Below are 15,768 nucleotides of genomic sequence, written 5' to 3'. Positions count from 1 at the left end.
CGCCCGGCCTTTTGGCCGGGCGTTTTTGTTTGTGGTTGATGAATTCGAAAGCAGCACCCGCGAACGAAAAGTCCCGGCGTGACTGAAGGTTTTTGGCAATGTGCCATCAGCAAAGCGGTATGCTTGCCGGGATTTTTTAAAGGGGTGATGGATGAGTAAGGTCAGTGTGTTGGTCGTGGACGACGCGTCGTTCATTCGTGACCTGGTGAAGAAGTGCTTGCGCAACTACTTCCCGGGTATCCGGATCGAAGACGCGGTCAACGGCAAAAAGGCTCAGGCCTTGCTGGCACGGGAAGCGTTCGACCTGGTCCTGTGCGACTGGGAAATGCCGGAAATGTCCGGCCTGGAACTGCTGACCTGGTGCCGCGAGCAGGACAACCTCAAGACCATGCCGTTCGTGATGGTGACCAGCCGTGGCGATAAAGAGAACGTCGTCCAGGCGATCCAGGCCGGGGTATCCGGTTACGTCAGCAAGCCGTTCACCAACGAGCAACTGCTGACCAAGGTCAAGCAGGCCCTGAACAAGGTCGGCAAGCTCGACACCTTGATGAACAGCGCGCCGACCAAAATGAACTCGGCGTTCGGCAACGATTCCCTGAGCGCATTGACCGGAGGCAAGGCTGCTGTGGTCGCGCCTGCTGCGGCGCCGGTCAACCCGTTCGCCAAACCTGTCGCCGCCGCGCCGGCCCCGGCGGCTGCTCCGTCTCGCGGTCTGCTCAACAGCCCGCCGATCAAGCCTCCAGCGTCCTCCGCAGCGCCAACGGGCGGTCGTGGTCAGGGCCAGCTGCGTCTGCCGAACGGCATTCAGCAATGTGTGATCAAGGCCTTGAGTCTCAAGGAAGCACTGCTGGTGGTGAAGCGTACCGACGCCCTGCCGCAAGTGCTCGACAGCGCCGTGCTCGACCTGGAGCAGGGCGATAACGCCGAAACCGCCCGTCTGAACGGCTACCTGCACGCCATCGTCGCCCACGAGCCGAAGCCCGACAGCGACTGGTTGCAACTGACCTTCCGCTTTGTTGATCAGGACGCGCAGAAGCTCGATTACATCTCCCGATTGATAGCACGTGGTACGGCGCAGAAGCATTTCGTACCCGGCGCTTAAGTTCGGTATCGTCTGTTAGGCCGCCATCGCGAGCAATCGAGCGTCGACCGGCTGCTCCCACATTGGAATGCGTTCCCTTGTGGGAGCGAGCTTGCTCGCGATGAGTTCTTCGAACTCACCACACATCCGCTGAACGGCCCATTTTGAAACATCTGCCGACTACCCGGGTCCATTGCAGCTGCTAGGCTCCTACCCAGGCCTTACTCGACAGAATCTTGCCCATGCTCGCGCGCCTGCTGTTTTTTTGTGGTCTTTTCATGGCATCCGCCTCGGCGATGGCCATGACGATCTACAAGTCCACCGACGCCAATGGCGTGGTCTCCTACAGCGACCGCCCCACGACGGGCTCCAAGGTGTTCGTTTTTCGTGATCGCATGGTCGAGAATCTAGAGCGTCAGGTGTACCTCGTCATCACGAAGAAGAAGGGCGTGGACAGCGTTTACGTGCGCAATGACTTGTATGCGCCGGTAGAAATCGAATTGAGCTTCGGCGGGCTGAAGAACGTCAGTGGTGCGCCGAGCCGACCGATCCGCCGGGTGATGCCGGCACGCAGCAGTATTCGTCTGGCGCTGCTCACGGCCACGCAACCCGAAAGTCCGCTCGCGTATGTCCCCAAATTTGAATACTCCCTGGGCGACCCCTCAGGGGCCGCCCAGGCCTATCGGTACCCGCTGCCGTGGCGTGGCGGACCGTTTCGGCTGAGTCAGGGCGCCAACGGTCAATACAGCCACTTCGGTCCAAAGAACCGCTACGCCATGGACATCGCCATGCCCGAAGGCACGCAGATCATCGCGGCACGTGGCGGTGTGGTGGTGAAAACCGAGAATGCCCAGACCGGGCGCGGCAACGATCCATCGGGTAATTTCGTGCGGGTGCTGCACGATGACGGGACGATGGGCGTGTATCTGCACCTAAAGCAAGGTTCGGTGAGCGTTCGCGAGGGGCAACGGGTGTCGGTGGGGAGTCCACTGGCCTTGTCGGGCAATACCGGCAACAGCAGCGGGCCGCACCTGCATTTCGTGGTGCAGCGCAATACCGGGTTGGGGCTGGTGTCGATCCCGTACCAGTTCAATCAACCGGTGGGCGCGTTGCCCAACTTTGCGTTGGGCAAGCAGTGAAACCAAAGTCAAAAGATCGCAGCCTGCGGCAGCTCCTACTGGTGTATCGCAATCCCATGTAGGAGCTGCCGAAGGCTGCGATCTTTTGGGGTCAATGCGGTTTCCCGCATTGCAATCAATCGAGCATCAACACCTTGGCCAGAATAATCTTCGGCCCTTTCATCTTCTTGATGATGATCCGCAAGCCTTCGACTTCCAGCACTTCTTCCTCTTCCGGCACCCGTTTCAGGGTTTCGTAGACCAGCCCGGCGAGGGTTTCGGCTTCGATGTGGTCCAGATCGATGCCCAGCAGGCGCTCGACCTTGAACAGCGGCGTGTCGCCGCGCACCAGCAGCTTGCCCGGCTGGTACGCGAGGATCCCGCGCTCAGCCTTGCGGTGTTCGTCCTGAATGTCGCCGACCAGTACTTCCAGCACGTCTTCCATGGTCAGGTAGCCGATGATGTTGCCATCGGCTTCTTCGACCAGGGCGAAGTGCGAGCCGCCTTTGCGGAACTGTTCCAACAACTGCGACAGCGGCATATGGCGCGAAACCCGCTCCAGCGGCCGGGTCAGTTCGGCGAGGTTGAACGACTCGGGAATGTGGTCCAGGGCTGCCAGTTCCAGCAGCAAGTCCTTGATGTGCAGCAGGCCGACGAACTCCTGGCGATCGCTGTCGTACACCGGATAGCGGCTGAACTTGTGGCGACGGAACATCGCCAGGATTTCCTTCAGCGGCGCGTTGAACTCCAGCGTCACCAGGTCTTCCCGGGAATTGGCCCAGTCGACCACTTCCAGCTCGCCCATTTCCACCGCCGAGGCCAAAACACGCATGCCTTGGTCGCTCGGGTCCTGGCCACGGCTGGAGTGCAGGATCAGTTTCAGTTCTTCACGGCTGTAATGGTGCTCGTGATGAGGGCCGGGTTCGCCTTGGCCGGCGATCCGCAGGATCGTGTTGGCGCTGGCGTTGAGCAGGTAAATAGCCGGGTACATGGCCCAGTAGAACAGGTACAGCGGCACGGCGGTCCAGAGCGATAGCAGCTCGGGTTTGCGGATGGCCCAGGATTTCGGGGCCAGCTCACCGACCACGATGTGCAGGTACGAGATGACGAAGAACGCAGCGAAGAACGACACGCCTTTGATCACTTCGGCCGACTGCACGCCGACGGCTTCAAGGATCGGCTCAAGGATGTGCGCGAACGCCGGTTCACCGACCCAGCCGAGGCCGAGGGAGGCGAGGGTGATACCCAATTGGCACGCCGAGAGGTACGCATCGAGCTGACTGTGAACGGTGCGCAGGATGTGTCCGCGCCAGCCGTTTTTATCAGCGATGGCCTCGACACGGGTCGAGCGCAGTTTGACCATGGCAAATTCCGCCGCAACGAAAAAACCGTTGAGCAAAACCAGGATCAGAGCAAAAAGAATCATGCCGAAATCGGCGAAGAGTGTCGCGAGGGTCAAGCCAGGGGAAGGGTCCATGATGGAGTTTTGCGGTTTCCGTGTATTCGAAAGGAAAGAAAAAAGTGCGCCTGAAGGGCAGGCGCAAGTCAGCCAATGTAGCGGCTGACCGGGCGATTGCCTAGTGGCGCGTGCCGGCCGGTATCAGTCGGTGGCGCTGATGACCCGGGATTTGGTGACCTGGGCCGGCGCAAAATGGCAGGTAAAGGTGCTGCCATGGCCCGGCACGCTGCTGATTTCCATCCGCGCGCGGTGGCGCAGCAGCACGTGTTTGACGATCGCCAGACCGAGCCCGGTGCCGCCGGTGTTGGAGTTGCGACTGGAATCGACGCGGTAGAAGCGTTCGGTCAGGCGCGGCAAGTGTTTGCTGTCGATGCCGATGCCAGAGTCCTGCACGCTCAAGTGTGCGCCTTGCTCATCGCCCCACCAGCGGATGCGGATATTGCCTTCGGCCGGTGTGTATTTCACCGCGTTGAACACCAGATTGGAAAACGCGCTGCGCAACTCGGCTTCGCTGCCCTTGAGCAGAATCGTCGGGTCGGCTTCCAGGGTGATCTTCTGATTGCGCTGGGCGGACAGTTGCTGAGCGTCGCTCTTGATCGATTGCAGCAAGCCATCGATGGACACCGGCTGGTTGTCCGACGGGTAATCGGTGGCTTCCAGTTTGGCCAACAGCAGCAAATCGTTGAGCAACGTCTGCATGCGTCCGCCTTGCTGCTGCATCTGCTGCAAGGCACGGGACCAGCGCGGGTTCACGTCCTCGACGTTGTCGAGCAGGGTTTCCAGATAACCGCAGATCACCGTCAACGGCGTGCGCAGCTCATGGGAGACGTTGGCGATGAAGTCTTTGCGCATCTGCTCCAACTGGTGGATGCGCGTCACGTCGCGCACCAGCATCAAGTGTTCGTTGTTGCCGTAGCGGGTGATGTACAGCTGAATGCGCAGACGATCATTGATCGGTGACGGGATTTCCAGCGGCTCGGCGTAGCTGTTCTGCTCGAAGTATTCCTTGAAGCGCGGATGGCGGACGAGGTTGGTCACCGGCTGGCCGCTGTCTTGCGGGGTCTTGAGGCCGAGCAGGGTTTCGGCGGCGCGGTTCCACCATTCGAGGTTGCCGTCGCTGTCGAGCATGATCACTGCGTCTTTCAGCGCGGCAGTCGATTCCTGGACCCGGTCGATCACCGCTTGCAGACGCCCGCGCACACGTTGGTCGCGACGTTGCAGGTGGTAGATGCTGTCGAACACTTCGCCCCACAGGCCATAGCCATCGGGCGGTGCCTCATCGGGTTTGTGCAGGCGTAGCCATTCGTGCAGACGCAGCAGTTGCTTGAGCGTCCAGGCCAGGTAAAGGCCCAGGCCCGCGGCGAGGCTCCAGCCGTAGTAGCCGGTAATCAGGCCGATCACCAGGCAACCGGTCACCAGCAAAAGCATGTGGCGGATCAGGGTGCCATGCCAGTTTTGGTTCACTTGAACGCGCGTCCTTGTCAGCTTATCGGGCGGGAAAGGTCCGGATCAGGCCTTGGTGGAGAACCGGTAGCCGGTGCCGCGCACGGTTTGTACCAGATTTTCGTAAGCATCACCGAGGGCTTTGCGCAGGCGGCGGATGTGCACGTCGACGGTGCGCTCTTCGACATAAACGTTGCCGCCCCAGACCTGGTCCAGCAACTGGCCACGGGTGTAGGCACGTTCCTGGTGGGTCATGAAGAATTGCAGCAGGCGGTATTCGGTCGGGCCCATCTCGGCGGGTTTGCCGTCGATGGTCACGCGGTGGCTGATCGGGTCCAGCAGCAGGCCGCCGACTTCGATCGGCGTCTCGCCATCGGTAGGACCGGCACGGCGCAGCACGGCTTTCAGGCGCGCGACCAGCTCTCGTGGTGAAAAGGGTTTGGTGATGTAGTCATCGGCGCCGACTTCCAGGCCCTGGATCTTGTTGTCCTCTTCACCCTTGGCGGTGAGCATGATGATCGGGATGTCCCCGGTCAGCTCATCGCGCTTGAGGCGTCGGGCCAGCTCGATGCCGGACGTGCCGGGCAGCATCCAGTCGAGCAGGATCAGGTCCGGCTTGCGGTCGACAATGATGGCGTGGGCCTGCTGCGAGTTCTCAGCCTCCATGCAGTCATAGCCGGCCATTTCCAACGCAACGGCGATCATTTCGCGAATGGGCGCTTCGTCGTCGACGATCAGAATGCTCCTGCCAACCATGCCTTTAATCCTCTTGTCATTTAACTGTCTTGCGCCGCATTAGATAACGGAATTATTGCAGTCGTGTGACAGTATTTTAGTCGCCCGGCGATTGTCATGATCCTGAACTAAGCTCTAATTCCGAATCCTGACAACCACAAAAGGAAGGTTTCCATGAAACACATTGCTCAAACCTGGAAGGCGCTGCTGGTCACGGCTGCGCTAACGCTGCCGACACTGGCCTTCGCCGCCGACCCGGCGATGATGAAAGACGGGATGATGGTCGATCATAAGGGCATGACGGTGTACACATACGACAAGGACTCTGGCGCTAAGTCGATGTGCAACGGCGAGTGCGCTGAATACTGGCCGCCAATGATGGCGCCGGCGGGCGCCAAGCCCGAAGGCAAGTGGAGCACGATCAAGCGTGACGACGGTAAGATGCAGTGGGCCTATGACGGCAAGCCGCTTTACACGTTCATGAAGGACAAAAAACCCGGTGACATGGCAGGCGACAATATGAAGGACGTCTGGCACGTCATGCGCGAGCATAAGTAAGCGATTCGCCTGCACCGTAAACAGTTCGCAGCCTGCGGTCGCTCCATCCCCCTGTTGGAGCTGGCGCAGGCTGCGATCTTTTCCAACGGTCAACGCAGCGCGTAATCCAGCACAATCCCGACAAAAATCGCCAACCCGGCCCAGTGGTTGTGCAGAAACGCCTTGAAGCAACGCATCCGGTCCTTGCCACGGGTGTACCAGAACTCCCACGCAAAACAGCCTGCCGCCGCCAACAATCCCAAGTGGAACCAGCCACCGAGCTCGAATTTCGACCCGGCCAGCAGCAAGCAACCCAGCGCCAACCCTTGCAGCGTCAGGATGATCACCCGATCCGCCTCGCCAAACAGAATCGCCGTGGATTTCACGCCGATCTTCAAGTCGTCGTCGCGGTCGGTCATGGCGTAGTAGGTGTCATAGCCGACGGTCCACAGCAGGTTGGCGATCCACAGCAACCACGCCGCCGCCGGCAGTTCACCGGTTTCGGCGGTGAACGCCATCGGCATGCCCCAAGAGAACGCCGCGCCCAGCACCACTTGCGGGTAATAGGTGTAGCGCTTCATGAACGGGTAAGTGAAGGCCAGCGCCAAGCCACCGAGCGACAGCCAGACCGTTGCCGCATTGGTGCACAACACCAGCAGGAAACTCACGCCCATCAGCAGCGCGAAAAACACCAGTGCTTCTTTGGAACTGATCTTGCCGCTCACCAATGGCCGCTGTTCGGTGCGTTTCACGTGGCCGTCGACCTTGCGGTCTGCCCAATCGTTGATCACGCAGCCGCCGGCGCGGGTCAGCACCACGCCCAGGACGAAAATTACGACGTTGGCCAATGACGGTGAACCTTTGCCGGCAATCCACAGTGCCCACAGCGTCGGCCACAGCAACAGATAAATGCCGATCGGTTTGTCCATGCGGGTCAGCTGAATGAAATCCCAGGCCCGTGGGTTCAAGCGATTCAGGGACTTGAGCAGGCTCTGGTACATCAGCAGTTCTCCGGATGGGCGCGGGTAGCGTTCCACAAGGTCGGCAAGAAAATTTCGGCCACCAGCACGCTCAAGGCGCCGCGGTCGAAACGCGAGCGGCGGCCCCACAGTTCAGGTGCCCGGGACTCCATCGGCAGCCACTCCTGAGGATAGTGACAAACCTCAATGACGCGCCGTTGGAACGCTTGATCGCAAAACAGCAATTCGCCCAGGGAGCGGCTGCCCAATTCGTCCATGTGCAACCCGTCGCCCTGCAACGCGCTGCGGGCCGCCACGCTGCGGGCAAACACCCAGGCTTCGCCGTGGCCGCGCAGATACACCTCGCGAACCCAGCCCTCGCTGCCTTCGGCCAGGTCCAGCGCGGCACATTCGTCGGCGCGCAGGAGCTGCCAGCCTTCGAAGAGAGGCGTGACGCTGAAGCCGTCATTCGACAAACGGATCAGCCGTCGGGTCAAAGAGCCTTCGTCGAACAGCCAGTCGAGCGTAGAGATGTCGGGGAGGGGCGTCAGTTGGCTTCGAGGGAGCCAAAGCGGGGTCGCGGCAGGGGATTTTGAGTGCGGCACAGTGAGTCATTATTGGCAGCAAATGAGGCGGCGAGCTTACCATGTCAGCCTGTGATTTTGATTGATCCGGCCGGCCATTGCGTCGAACAGGCTTGCATCTGCCGGGCCCGATCAGTACAAAACGCGCTGAGCCGGACGGCAGCGCTCCAACCATCGACCGTTCGCGCCGGCAAAAGCCTGAATCTTGAGGATGAACCCAATGAAAAAGTGGCAATGTGTGGTCTGTGGCCTGATCTATAACGAAGCCGACGGCTGGCCGGACGACGGCATTGCGCCGGGCACACTGTGGCAAGACGTGCCGGAAGACTGGCTGTGCCCGGACTGCGGCGTGGGCAAAATGGATTTCGAAATGATCGAAATCGCTGCTTAAAACAATTAGAGGAGTAAGGAATGAACGCACCTGTCGTGATCGTCGGCACCGGGCTGGCTGGCTACAACCTGGCCCGGGAGTTTCGCAAACTCGATGGCGAAACCCCGCTGCTGCTGATTACTGCCGATGACGGACGCTCCTACTCCAAGCCGATGCTCTCCACCGGCTTCGGCAAAAACAAAGACGCCGACGGCCTGAGCATGGCCGAACCCGGCACCATGGCCGAGCAGTTGAAGGCCGAAGTGCGTACGCACACGCGCATCAGCGGCATCGACCCGGGCCACAAGCGCTTGTGGATCGGTGAGGAAGCGGTGTTTTATCGTGACCTGATCCTCGCCTGGGGCGCAGAAACCGTACGAGTGCCGATCGAAGGCGACGCAGCTGACGCCGTTTTCCCGATCAACGATCTGGAAGACTACGCACGCTTTCGCGCAGCGGCGGCCGGCAAGCGTCGGGTGTTGTTGCTGGGCGCCGGCCTGATCGGCTGCGAGTTCGCCAACGACCTGATCCTTGGTGGCTACGAGGTGCAACTGGTTGCACCGTGCGAGCAGGTCATGCCGACCCTGTTGCACCCGGCGGCGGCCGCAGCGGTTCAGGCCGGGCTGGAAAGCCTCGGCGCACGCTTCCACCTGGGGCCGGTGCTCAATCGCTTGCAGCGCGTGGCTGACGGACTGGAAGCGCATCTGTCCGATGGCCAGGTGATCCCTTGCGATGTGGTGGTGTCGGCCATCGGTCTGCGTCCGCACATCGACCTGGCGGCGGCGGCCGGTGTGCAGGTCAATCGCGGCGTGGTGGTCGATCGCCACCTGAAAACTTCTCACACCAATATCTATGCCTTGGGCGACTGCGCCGAAGTCGATGGGCTGAATCTGTTGTACGTGATGCCCCTCATGAGCTGTGCGAGAGCGCTGGCCCAGACCCTCGCCGGAAACCCGACGGCGGTGAGTTATGGCCCGATGCCCATCACCGTTAAAACGCCGGTCTGCCCCTTGGTGGTTTCACCGCCGCCACGGGGTTTGGAGGGCGTCTGGACGGTCGAAGGGCAGGGCGCGGACATCAAGGTATTGTGCCGCGATGCCAGCGGCAAACTGCTGGGTTATGCCCTGACAGGCGCGGCGGTGATGGAAAAACTGGCCCTGAACAAAGAGCTTCCGGCACTGCTGGCGTAAATACCGGTCGTTCTGTCGGAATCACCCCTCTTTTGCCCATACAAAGGTCGCGCCGAGACTGGCGCGGCTCTTCGCTGCGTGCCATCCTCACTCCCGTCTGCCGCAGAGTAGAGCACCTGCGGCGCTTTGGGCGCTGTTCCAACGAGAACAGCACGGACATAACAACAAAAAACCGTCAAAGGGGCTTCACTAATGCGTAAACCAGAACTCGCCGCTGCAATTGCTGAAAAAGCAGACCTCACCAAAGAGCAGGCCAACCGCGTTCTCAACGCCGTTCTCGAAGAAATCACCGGCGCTCTGCACCGCAAGGACAGCGTTACGCTGGTGGGCTTCGGTACCTTCCTGCAACGCCATCGCGGTGCCCGCACCGGCAAAAACCCGCAAACCGGTGAGCCCGTCAAAATCAAGGCCAGCAACACTGTTGCGTTCAAGCCAGGCAAATCGTTGAAAGACAGCGTTAATCCGTAACACGCACCGACTTCCCGCATAGCGGGTGAGCGGGATAAAAAATGGGCACGCCAACATGGTTGGGTGCCCATTTTTTTATGGGTGGCGGATTAAATGACGCGGCTTTGTTGCTTGGCGAAAATCGCCGCCATCTCCGGCTCATCCAGATAATCCAGCGTTCGCTCCACCAACAAATGCACGCCGTCAGCCATGCGGCTGAGCGCCAAGGCTACGGAGCGGCGGGAACCGTCCACATCGTCGGCGAGGTTGGCGGCGATGGCGCTGATGGACAGCAAATCTTCCGAGGCATTGGCGAGAAGGGTTTCAGGGTTGATGCCCGAGCAGACGCTGAAGAGCTGGCCGTTGCGTTTTGGTGGTTTGGGGTCGGCTGGCGGGAAGTGATGGTCGAGGGCGCGCTTGGCGGCTTCGTTGAGTTTGTTTGAGTCGGGGCTTTCGTATGGGGAGACCGGATCTGTGTCCGGCGGATTTGGAGTTACCTTGAACATGATCTTCAATTCCTTGAATGATGCTGACAACACTTCGCCGACTAAACGAAGGGGTGGCAGCTGTACGCAGGTTAGTCGGACCGGGGAATTGAAGAAGCCGGCGCACCCGAAGGTGCCCTACGCACAGCCACCATCAAACTCAGGTACGAATACCTGTCTGACGGATGCTCATGCATCTTCAATTACCAGCGAGCGACTAAACCCGATCACTGATGGGCAGTGACAGGAACCAAGTTACCGACCGCCCCCAAGGCGCACAAGCCGGCGGATTCTGGCGTAGCCGTAGGCAACGGCGCAAGGTGTTGTAGCTCTCAGGAAGTAACCTTGAAGTGTTTTAAACAAACGCGATCGAGCGGTGTTTAATCATCGTAAATGTAGGTGCTCCTTAAATCCGGTATGAAATTTCCGCGATACCGAAAGTTCCATTGTGGAACTTTGTTTTTTGTATGGGCTGCCATCATTATGATGGCACTTTTTATTCGGGCTGTTGTCGCTCCCATTTTGTTGAAAGATGACAGCGACTTTCGGAAGCCTCCTACATTTAATAATTTTTATTTTGGTCATGATTCAGACGCGTGGCAGCGATTCAATCGGCAGCGGCCACGGGTGATTGACAGCGATGGCTCTAAGCCGGTGCTTTCCGATCGATACGCCGGGTGAGGAAACATTAAACTGATATCAGGGAATCCCTTGCGATATATAAGGAGATCTCCTACGAGCAATAGAGACACTTCGTCTTGTTGTTTAACCAGATGCTTGCTAGTGGCCATCATCGTGAGTACGATGCGCGCACTTGAAAGAGCACGAACTCAATTGGATGAGACTCATCGCAGCTCTTTGATTCTGTCTCGCGTCGTTGGAATTCCAATAGACGTATGACTGTAATCCTAATTAAAGGCCATGGATGTCCTACTCAAGCAAACTTTCCGCTCATTACCTCGAACTCGCAAAAGCCTCTGTTTCCAAAGAGAATTTCGCGGGCGAGGACGTTCGCTTTTCGAGCGAATATGAGGCGCTGGAAAGCGAGCTGGGCAAAGCCCAATCCATGCACGAAAGCGGTCAGATCGACTGGCTGAAAATCCGCGAAAACAGTGAAAACCTGCTGCGCACCCAGTCCAAAGACTTGCGGGTTGGTGCCTGGCTGACTTGGGCCCTGTACCAGCGCGAATCCTTTCAAGGGCTGCTGGCCGGCCTCGGTTTGCTGCACTACCTGTGCGAAAGCCACTGGGCCGAAGTCCACCCGAACAAGGCCCGCACCCGCTCCGCTGCCATCAGTTGGCTGGTACCGCGTCTTGAGCAGGTGCTGACCGAGAACGTCGCGATCAAAGAGCAGTTGCCGATGTTCCGGCGGCTGGTCGAACACCTTGAAGGTCTCGATGCCGCTTGCACCGAGCACTTGGGCGACGATGCGCCATTGCTGCTGCCGATCTCCCGCCGTTTGAAAAACATGGTTCAGCGCGCCGCCGACAACCAGCCCGAACCGGGTGTGGTGGGCGCCGCAGTGGCCCAGGTCAAACAGGCTGCCACGCAGTTGTTCACCCCCGGCGCACCCATCGACAACGAAAAAGAAGCCCATAAAGCCCTGCGCGCCCAACAGGAAAGCGCGCGGCCGTTGTGTGCCTGGTGGCTCAAGCAGAAAGCCACTGACCTGCGCGCCTTGCGCCTCAATCGCACACTGTTGTGGTTGCCCATCGACGCGGTGCCCGAGCGCAACGCCGAGCAGATCACCGTTCTGCGCGGGTTGCCAGCCGACAAGCTCAAGGCCTACCAGGACCGTTACGACCAGGCAAAATACGCTGACCTGCTGGTGGAACTGGAGGCGAGCCTGGCGAAGGCACCGTTCTGGTTCGATGGCCAGCGAATGGTTTGGGAGTGCCTCCAGGGGCTCAACGCCGAGATGGCTATGCGCGAAGTGGAAATCCACTTCGCGCTTTTGATTCAGCGCCTGCCCGGCATCATCGAATTGCGTTTCCATGACGGCGCCCCGTTTGCCGATCCGGCCACCCGCGCCTGGGTCAGCGCCCACGTCATGCCGCATCTGCAAAGCGCCAGTGCGCCGCGCAAGGTCGAAGTCGCCGACAGCCAGCCGGCCTGGGAACTGGCCCTGGAAGAAGTCTTGCCGATCCTGCGCAAGGACGGCCTCAAGGCCGCCGTGCAGATCCTCAAGCAAGGCCTGCAAAGCGCCCAAGGCGGACGCGTCCGGTTCTTCTGGCAGTTCGCCCTCGCGCGGTTGTGCTTCATGGCCAAGAAATACGAACTGGCCAGGACCCAACTCGAAACCCTGGACCAAACATTACAGGACTCAGGCCTGAACGCCTGGGAGCCCGATCTTGCGCTGGAAGTGCTGCATTTACTGCATAGCTGCTGCGAGTTGTTACCGCAGAACCATGCCGTACGTGAACGCAAGGAAGAGATTTATCGCAGGCTGTGCCACCTCGATCTCGAAGTGGTACTCGAATAGGCCCCAGGGCCACAACCGCAAGGAGAATAGCCATGGCCAAAGAAGGCTCGGTAGCCCCCAAGGAACGCATCAACGTCACTTTCAAACCTGCCACCGGTGGTGCTCAGGAAGAGATTGAACTGCCGTTGAAACTACTGGCAATCGGTGACTACACCCACCGCAAGGACGAACGTAAAGTCGAAGATCGCAAGCCGATCAGCATCGACAAGATGACCTTCGACGAAGTGCTGGCCAAGCAAGAGCTGCAGCTGACGTTGAGCGTACCGAACCGTCTTCAGGAAGAAGGCGACACTGAAGAACTGGCCGTGAAACTGCGCGTCAACTCGATGAAGGACTTCAACCCGGCCAGCCTGGTCGAGCAAGTGCCTGAGCTGAAAAAACTGATGGAACTGCGCGACGCGCTGGTGGCCCTCAAAGGTCCGCTGGGTAACGCGCCTGCGTTCCGCAAAGCCATCGAAGGCGTGCTCGCCGACGACGAATCCCGCGGTCGCGTACTGGGTGAGCTGGGCTTGAACGCCGCAGCCCAGGACGCCTGAGTCTCCATCAGCCAAGGAAGCCAACACAATGAGCACTAGCGCAGCACAGCAAAAGAGCAAAGAGAACGGCGAATACAGCATTCTCGACAGCATCATCGCCGAAACCCGCCTGACGCCGGATGACGAAGCCTACGACATCGCCAAGCGCGGTGTGTCGGCCTTCATCGAAGAGCTGCTCAAGCCGCAGAACAACGGTGAGCCGGTCAAGAAAGCCATGGTTGACCGCATGATCGCCGAGATCGATGCCAAGCTCAGCCGCCAGATGGACGAGATCCTGCACCACCCGGCGTTCCAGTCCCTGGAATCGTCGTGGCGTGGTCTGCAGTTGCTGGTTGATCGCACTAACTTCCGCGAAAACATCAAGATCGAAATCCTCAACGTCTCCAAAGAAGACCTGCTGGACGATTTCGAAGATTCACCGGAAGTGATGCAGTCTGGCCTGTACAAGCACATCTACACCGCTGAATACGGTCAGTTCGGTGGTCAGCCGGTTGGCGCGATCATCGCCAACTACTTCATGTCCCCAAGCTCGCCGGACGTGAAACTGATGCAGTACGTGTCCAGCGTTGCCTGCATGTCCCACGCGCCGTTCATCGCCGCGGCCGGCCCGAAATTCTTCGGCCTGGAAAGCTTCACCGGTCTGCCGGACCTGAAGGATCTGAAAGATCACTTCGAAGGCCCGCAATTCGCCAAATGGCAGAGCTTCCGCCAGTCGGAAGACTCCCGTTACGTTGGCCTGACCGTGCCGCGTTTCCTGCTGCGTAACCCGTACGACCCGGAAGAAAACCCGGTCAAATCGTTCGTGTACAAAGAAACCGTCGCCAACAGCCACGAGCACTACCTGTGGGGCAACACCGCCTACGCGTTCGGCACCAAACTGACCGACAGCTTCGCCAAATTCCGCTGGTGCCCGAACATCATCGGCCCGCAGAGCGGTGGCGCGGTTGAAGACCTGCCGTTGCACCACTTCGAAAGCATGGGCGAAATCGAAACCAAGATTCCTACCGAGGTTCTGGTTAGCGACCGTCGTGAATACGAACTGGCCGAGGAAGGCTTCATCTCCCTGACCATGCGCAAAGGCTCCGACAACGCGGCGTTCTTCTCCGCCAGCTCGGTGCAGAAGCCGAAGTTCTTCGGCATCAGCGCAGAAGGCAAGGCAGCAGAGCTGAACTACAAGCTCGGCACCCAACTGCCGTACATGATGATCGTCAACCGCCTGGCTCACTACTTGAAAGTGCTGCAGCGCGAGCAACTCGGTTCGTGGAAAGAACGTACCGACCTCGAGCTGGAACTCAACAAGTGGATCCGCCAGTACGTGGCCGACCAGGAAAACCCAAGTGCCGAAGTCCGTGGCCGTCGTCCACTGCGCGCTGCCCAGATCATCGTCAGCGATGTTGAAGGCGAGCCTGGCTGGTACCGCGTCAGCCTGAACGTGCGCCCGCACTTCAAGTACATGGGTGCCGATTTCACCCTGTCGCTGGTTGGCAAGCTCGACAAAGAGTAAGCGGAGCAAACTCATGACTGGATACGGCAGCCTTTTCGAACGCCTGGGTGGCGACGCGGACAAACGCGTCGGCTGGAGCCGCGAGGTCTCCGCCATGGCGTCCGTGGCTGCCCATCTGGCCAAGATGCTCAGCACCCGTGCGGGCAGCGTGCAAACGCTGTCCGATTACGGGCTACCCGATCTCAATGACATGCGTCTGAGCCTGCACGACTCCCTGAGTCAGGCCCGTTTGGCCATCGAAAATTTCATCGAAGCCTACGAGCCACGCCTGAGCAATGTGCGTGTCATTTCCCTGCCGCGTGACCACGATCAGCTTCGCCTGTCCTTCAGCATCGAAGGCTTGCTGGAAGTTGATGGTTTCAAGCGTCAGGTCAGTTTCGCCGCGCGCCTGGATGGCAGCGGTCAAGTAAAGGTCAACTAAGGAGACTCCGATGTCCGGCAAACCCGCAGCCCGTGTATCCGACCCCACCGCTTGCCCGCTCCCCGGTCACGGCACCAATCCGATTGTCGCCGGTTCCGGCGACGTGTTCTTCGACGGCCTCGCGGCCGCCCGCCAAGGCGATGCCTCGGCGTGTGGTGGTGCGATGGTCGGTGGGTTGTCGGGGACCGTTTTGATTAACGGCAAACCTGCCGCCACCGTGGACTCGGTGGGGACTCATGGCAACAAGGTTACGGCCGGTTCCGGGACTGTGATCATCGGGTAATTGGCATTTGGCGGCGTAGTCCTGCCCATGAAACCGTCGTGCACGGAGGTATCGAAGTGATCCCGCAGGCGTGGCTCGATTACTTCGAGTTTTATGAAGAGCTGAACAGCGCCCCTCAATCGGTGGCCAATCAT

The 15,768-nt window shown here is 59.6% G+C and carries 16 protein-coding genes and 1 pseudogene; 11 read left to right on the top strand and 6 right to left on the bottom strand.

Annotated features, from left to right (window positions below):
* Positions 1-151: 151 nt before the first annotated feature.
* Complete coding sequence (locus ACYZTZ_RS27645; RefSeq protein ID WP_462000255.1) at positions 152-1,102, top strand: response regulator; 951 nt, start codon at positions 152-154, stop codon at positions 1,100-1,102.
* A gap of 221 nt (positions 1,103-1,323) precedes the next feature.
* The gene (locus tag ACYZTZ_RS27640; RefSeq protein ID WP_462000254.1) at positions 1,324-2,220 is read left to right on the top strand and encodes a peptidoglycan DD-metalloendopeptidase family protein; all 897 of its coding nucleotides are present in this window, start codon (positions 1,324-1,326) and stop codon (positions 2,218-2,220) included.
* Between the two features lie 115 nt (positions 2,221-2,335).
* On the opposite strand, the gene ACYZTZ_RS27635 is transcribed toward ACYZTZ_RS27640, so the two are convergent.
* The 3 genes from ACYZTZ_RS27635 to phoB all read right to left on the bottom strand — a co-directional run bounded on the left by ACYZTZ_RS27635 (position 2,336) and on the right by phoB (position 5,857).
* Positions 2,336-3,676 (bottom strand): hemolysin family protein, encoded by a 1,341-nt coding sequence (locus ACYZTZ_RS27635; RefSeq protein ID WP_033059291.1) that lies wholly within the window; start codon positions 3,674-3,676, stop codon positions 2,336-2,338.
* Positions 3,677-3,799: 123 nt separating this feature from the next.
* Entirely contained in the window at positions 3,800-5,086 is a 1,287-nt protein-coding gene (gene phoR / locus ACYZTZ_RS27630) for a phosphate regulon sensor histidine kinase PhoR (RefSeq protein ID WP_462000719.1), read from the bottom strand.
* A gap of 81 nt (positions 5,087-5,167) precedes the next feature.
* Positions 5,168-5,857 (bottom strand): phosphate regulon transcriptional regulator PhoB, encoded by a 690-nt coding sequence (gene phoB, locus ACYZTZ_RS27625; protein WP_046045002.1) that lies wholly within the window; start codon positions 5,855-5,857, stop codon positions 5,168-5,170.
* A gap of 153 nt (positions 5,858-6,010) precedes the next feature.
* Between phoB and ACYZTZ_RS27620 the strand changes: the two genes are divergently transcribed.
* Positions 6,011-6,394 carry a COG4315 family predicted lipoprotein gene (locus ACYZTZ_RS27620; RefSeq protein ID WP_462000253.1) on the top strand — a complete coding sequence of 128 codons (384 nt, stop codon included), beginning with the start codon at positions 6,011-6,013 and terminating at the stop codon, positions 6,392-6,394.
* Positions 6,395-6,483: 89 nt separating this feature from the next.
* Here the strand turns inward: ACYZTZ_RS27620 and ubiA are convergent, their stop codons facing one another.
* Both ubiA and ACYZTZ_RS27610 read right to left on the bottom strand, forming a co-directional pair.
* Positions 6,484-7,374: a 4-hydroxybenzoate octaprenyltransferase gene (ubiA, locus tag ACYZTZ_RS27615; RefSeq protein WP_462000252.1), complete on the bottom strand. Its 891-nt coding sequence runs from the start codon at positions 7,372-7,374 to the stop codon at positions 6,484-6,486.
* Positions 7,374-7,937 (bottom strand): chorismate--pyruvate lyase family protein, encoded by a 564-nt coding sequence (locus tag ACYZTZ_RS27610; protein WP_462000251.1) that lies wholly within the window; start codon positions 7,935-7,937, stop codon positions 7,374-7,376. Before ACYZTZ_RS27610 ends, ubiA begins: the two co-directional genes overlap by 1 nt.
* A 199-nt stretch (positions 7,938-8,136) precedes the next feature.
* Here ACYZTZ_RS27610 and ACYZTZ_RS27605 point away from each other — a divergent pair, with 199 nt between their 5' ends.
* The 3 genes from ACYZTZ_RS27605 (at position 8,137) to ACYZTZ_RS27595 (ending at position 9,944) form a co-directional block, all read left to right on the top strand.
* The gene (locus tag ACYZTZ_RS27605; protein WP_007942683.1) at positions 8,137-8,307 is read left to right on the top strand and encodes a rubredoxin; all 171 of its coding nucleotides are present in this window, start codon (positions 8,137-8,139) and stop codon (positions 8,305-8,307) included.
* A gap of 20 nt (positions 8,308-8,327) precedes the next feature.
* Entirely contained in the window at positions 8,328-9,476 is a 1,149-nt protein-coding gene (locus tag ACYZTZ_RS27600) for an NAD(P)/FAD-dependent oxidoreductase (protein WP_462000250.1), read from the top strand.
* A 192-nt stretch (positions 9,477-9,668) separates the two neighbouring features.
* A complete protein-coding gene (locus tag ACYZTZ_RS27595; RefSeq protein ID WP_003213368.1) occupies positions 9,669-9,944 on the top strand; it encodes an HU family DNA-binding protein in 276 nt (91 codons plus the stop codon).
* An 89-nt stretch (positions 9,945-10,033) separates the two neighbouring features.
* On the opposite strand, the gene ACYZTZ_RS27590 is transcribed toward ACYZTZ_RS27595, so the two are convergent.
* A complete protein-coding gene (locus tag ACYZTZ_RS27590; RefSeq protein ID WP_462000249.1) occupies positions 10,034-10,429 on the bottom strand; it encodes a DUF6124 family protein in 396 nt (131 codons plus the stop codon).
* Positions 10,430-11,333: 904 nt separating this feature from the next.
* On the opposite strand from ACYZTZ_RS27590, the gene tssA reads away from it, so the two are divergent.
* From tssA to ACYZTZ_RS27565, 5 genes and pseudogenes are all read left to right on the top strand, one after another.
* Complete coding sequence (tssA, locus tag ACYZTZ_RS27585; RefSeq protein ID WP_462000248.1) at positions 11,334-12,890, top strand: type VI secretion system protein TssA; 1,557 nt, start codon at positions 11,334-11,336, stop codon at positions 12,888-12,890.
* Positions 12,891-12,922: 32 nt separating this feature from the next.
* Positions 12,923-13,426, top strand: a complete 504-nt coding sequence (tssB, locus tag ACYZTZ_RS27580; protein ID WP_046045012.1) for a type VI secretion system contractile sheath small subunit — start codon at positions 12,923-12,925, stop codon at positions 13,424-13,426.
* Positions 13,427-13,454: 28 nt separating this feature from the next.
* The gene (gene tssC, locus ACYZTZ_RS27575) at positions 13,455-14,930 is read left to right on the top strand and encodes a type VI secretion system contractile sheath large subunit (protein WP_462000247.1); all 1,476 of its coding nucleotides are present in this window, start codon (positions 13,455-13,457) and stop codon (positions 14,928-14,930) included.
* Positions 14,931-14,943: 13 nt separating this feature from the next.
* Positions 14,944-15,351: a type VI secretion system baseplate subunit TssE gene (tssE, locus tag ACYZTZ_RS27570; RefSeq protein ID WP_008150080.1), complete on the top strand. Its 408-nt coding sequence runs from the start codon at positions 14,944-14,946 to the stop codon at positions 15,349-15,351.
* A 10-nt stretch (positions 15,352-15,361) separates the two neighbouring features.
* Positions 15,362-15,631, top strand: a pseudogene (locus tag ACYZTZ_RS27565) (PAAR domain-containing protein); the annotation flags it as partial.
* Positions 15,632-15,768 lie beyond the last annotated feature (137 nt).

It is taken from the genome of Pseudomonas sp. LB3P58 (genome assembly GCF_054897895.1).
The sequence above is the reverse complement of the archived record's forward strand: the minus strand, read 5'-3'. Positions and strand labels throughout refer to the sequence as shown.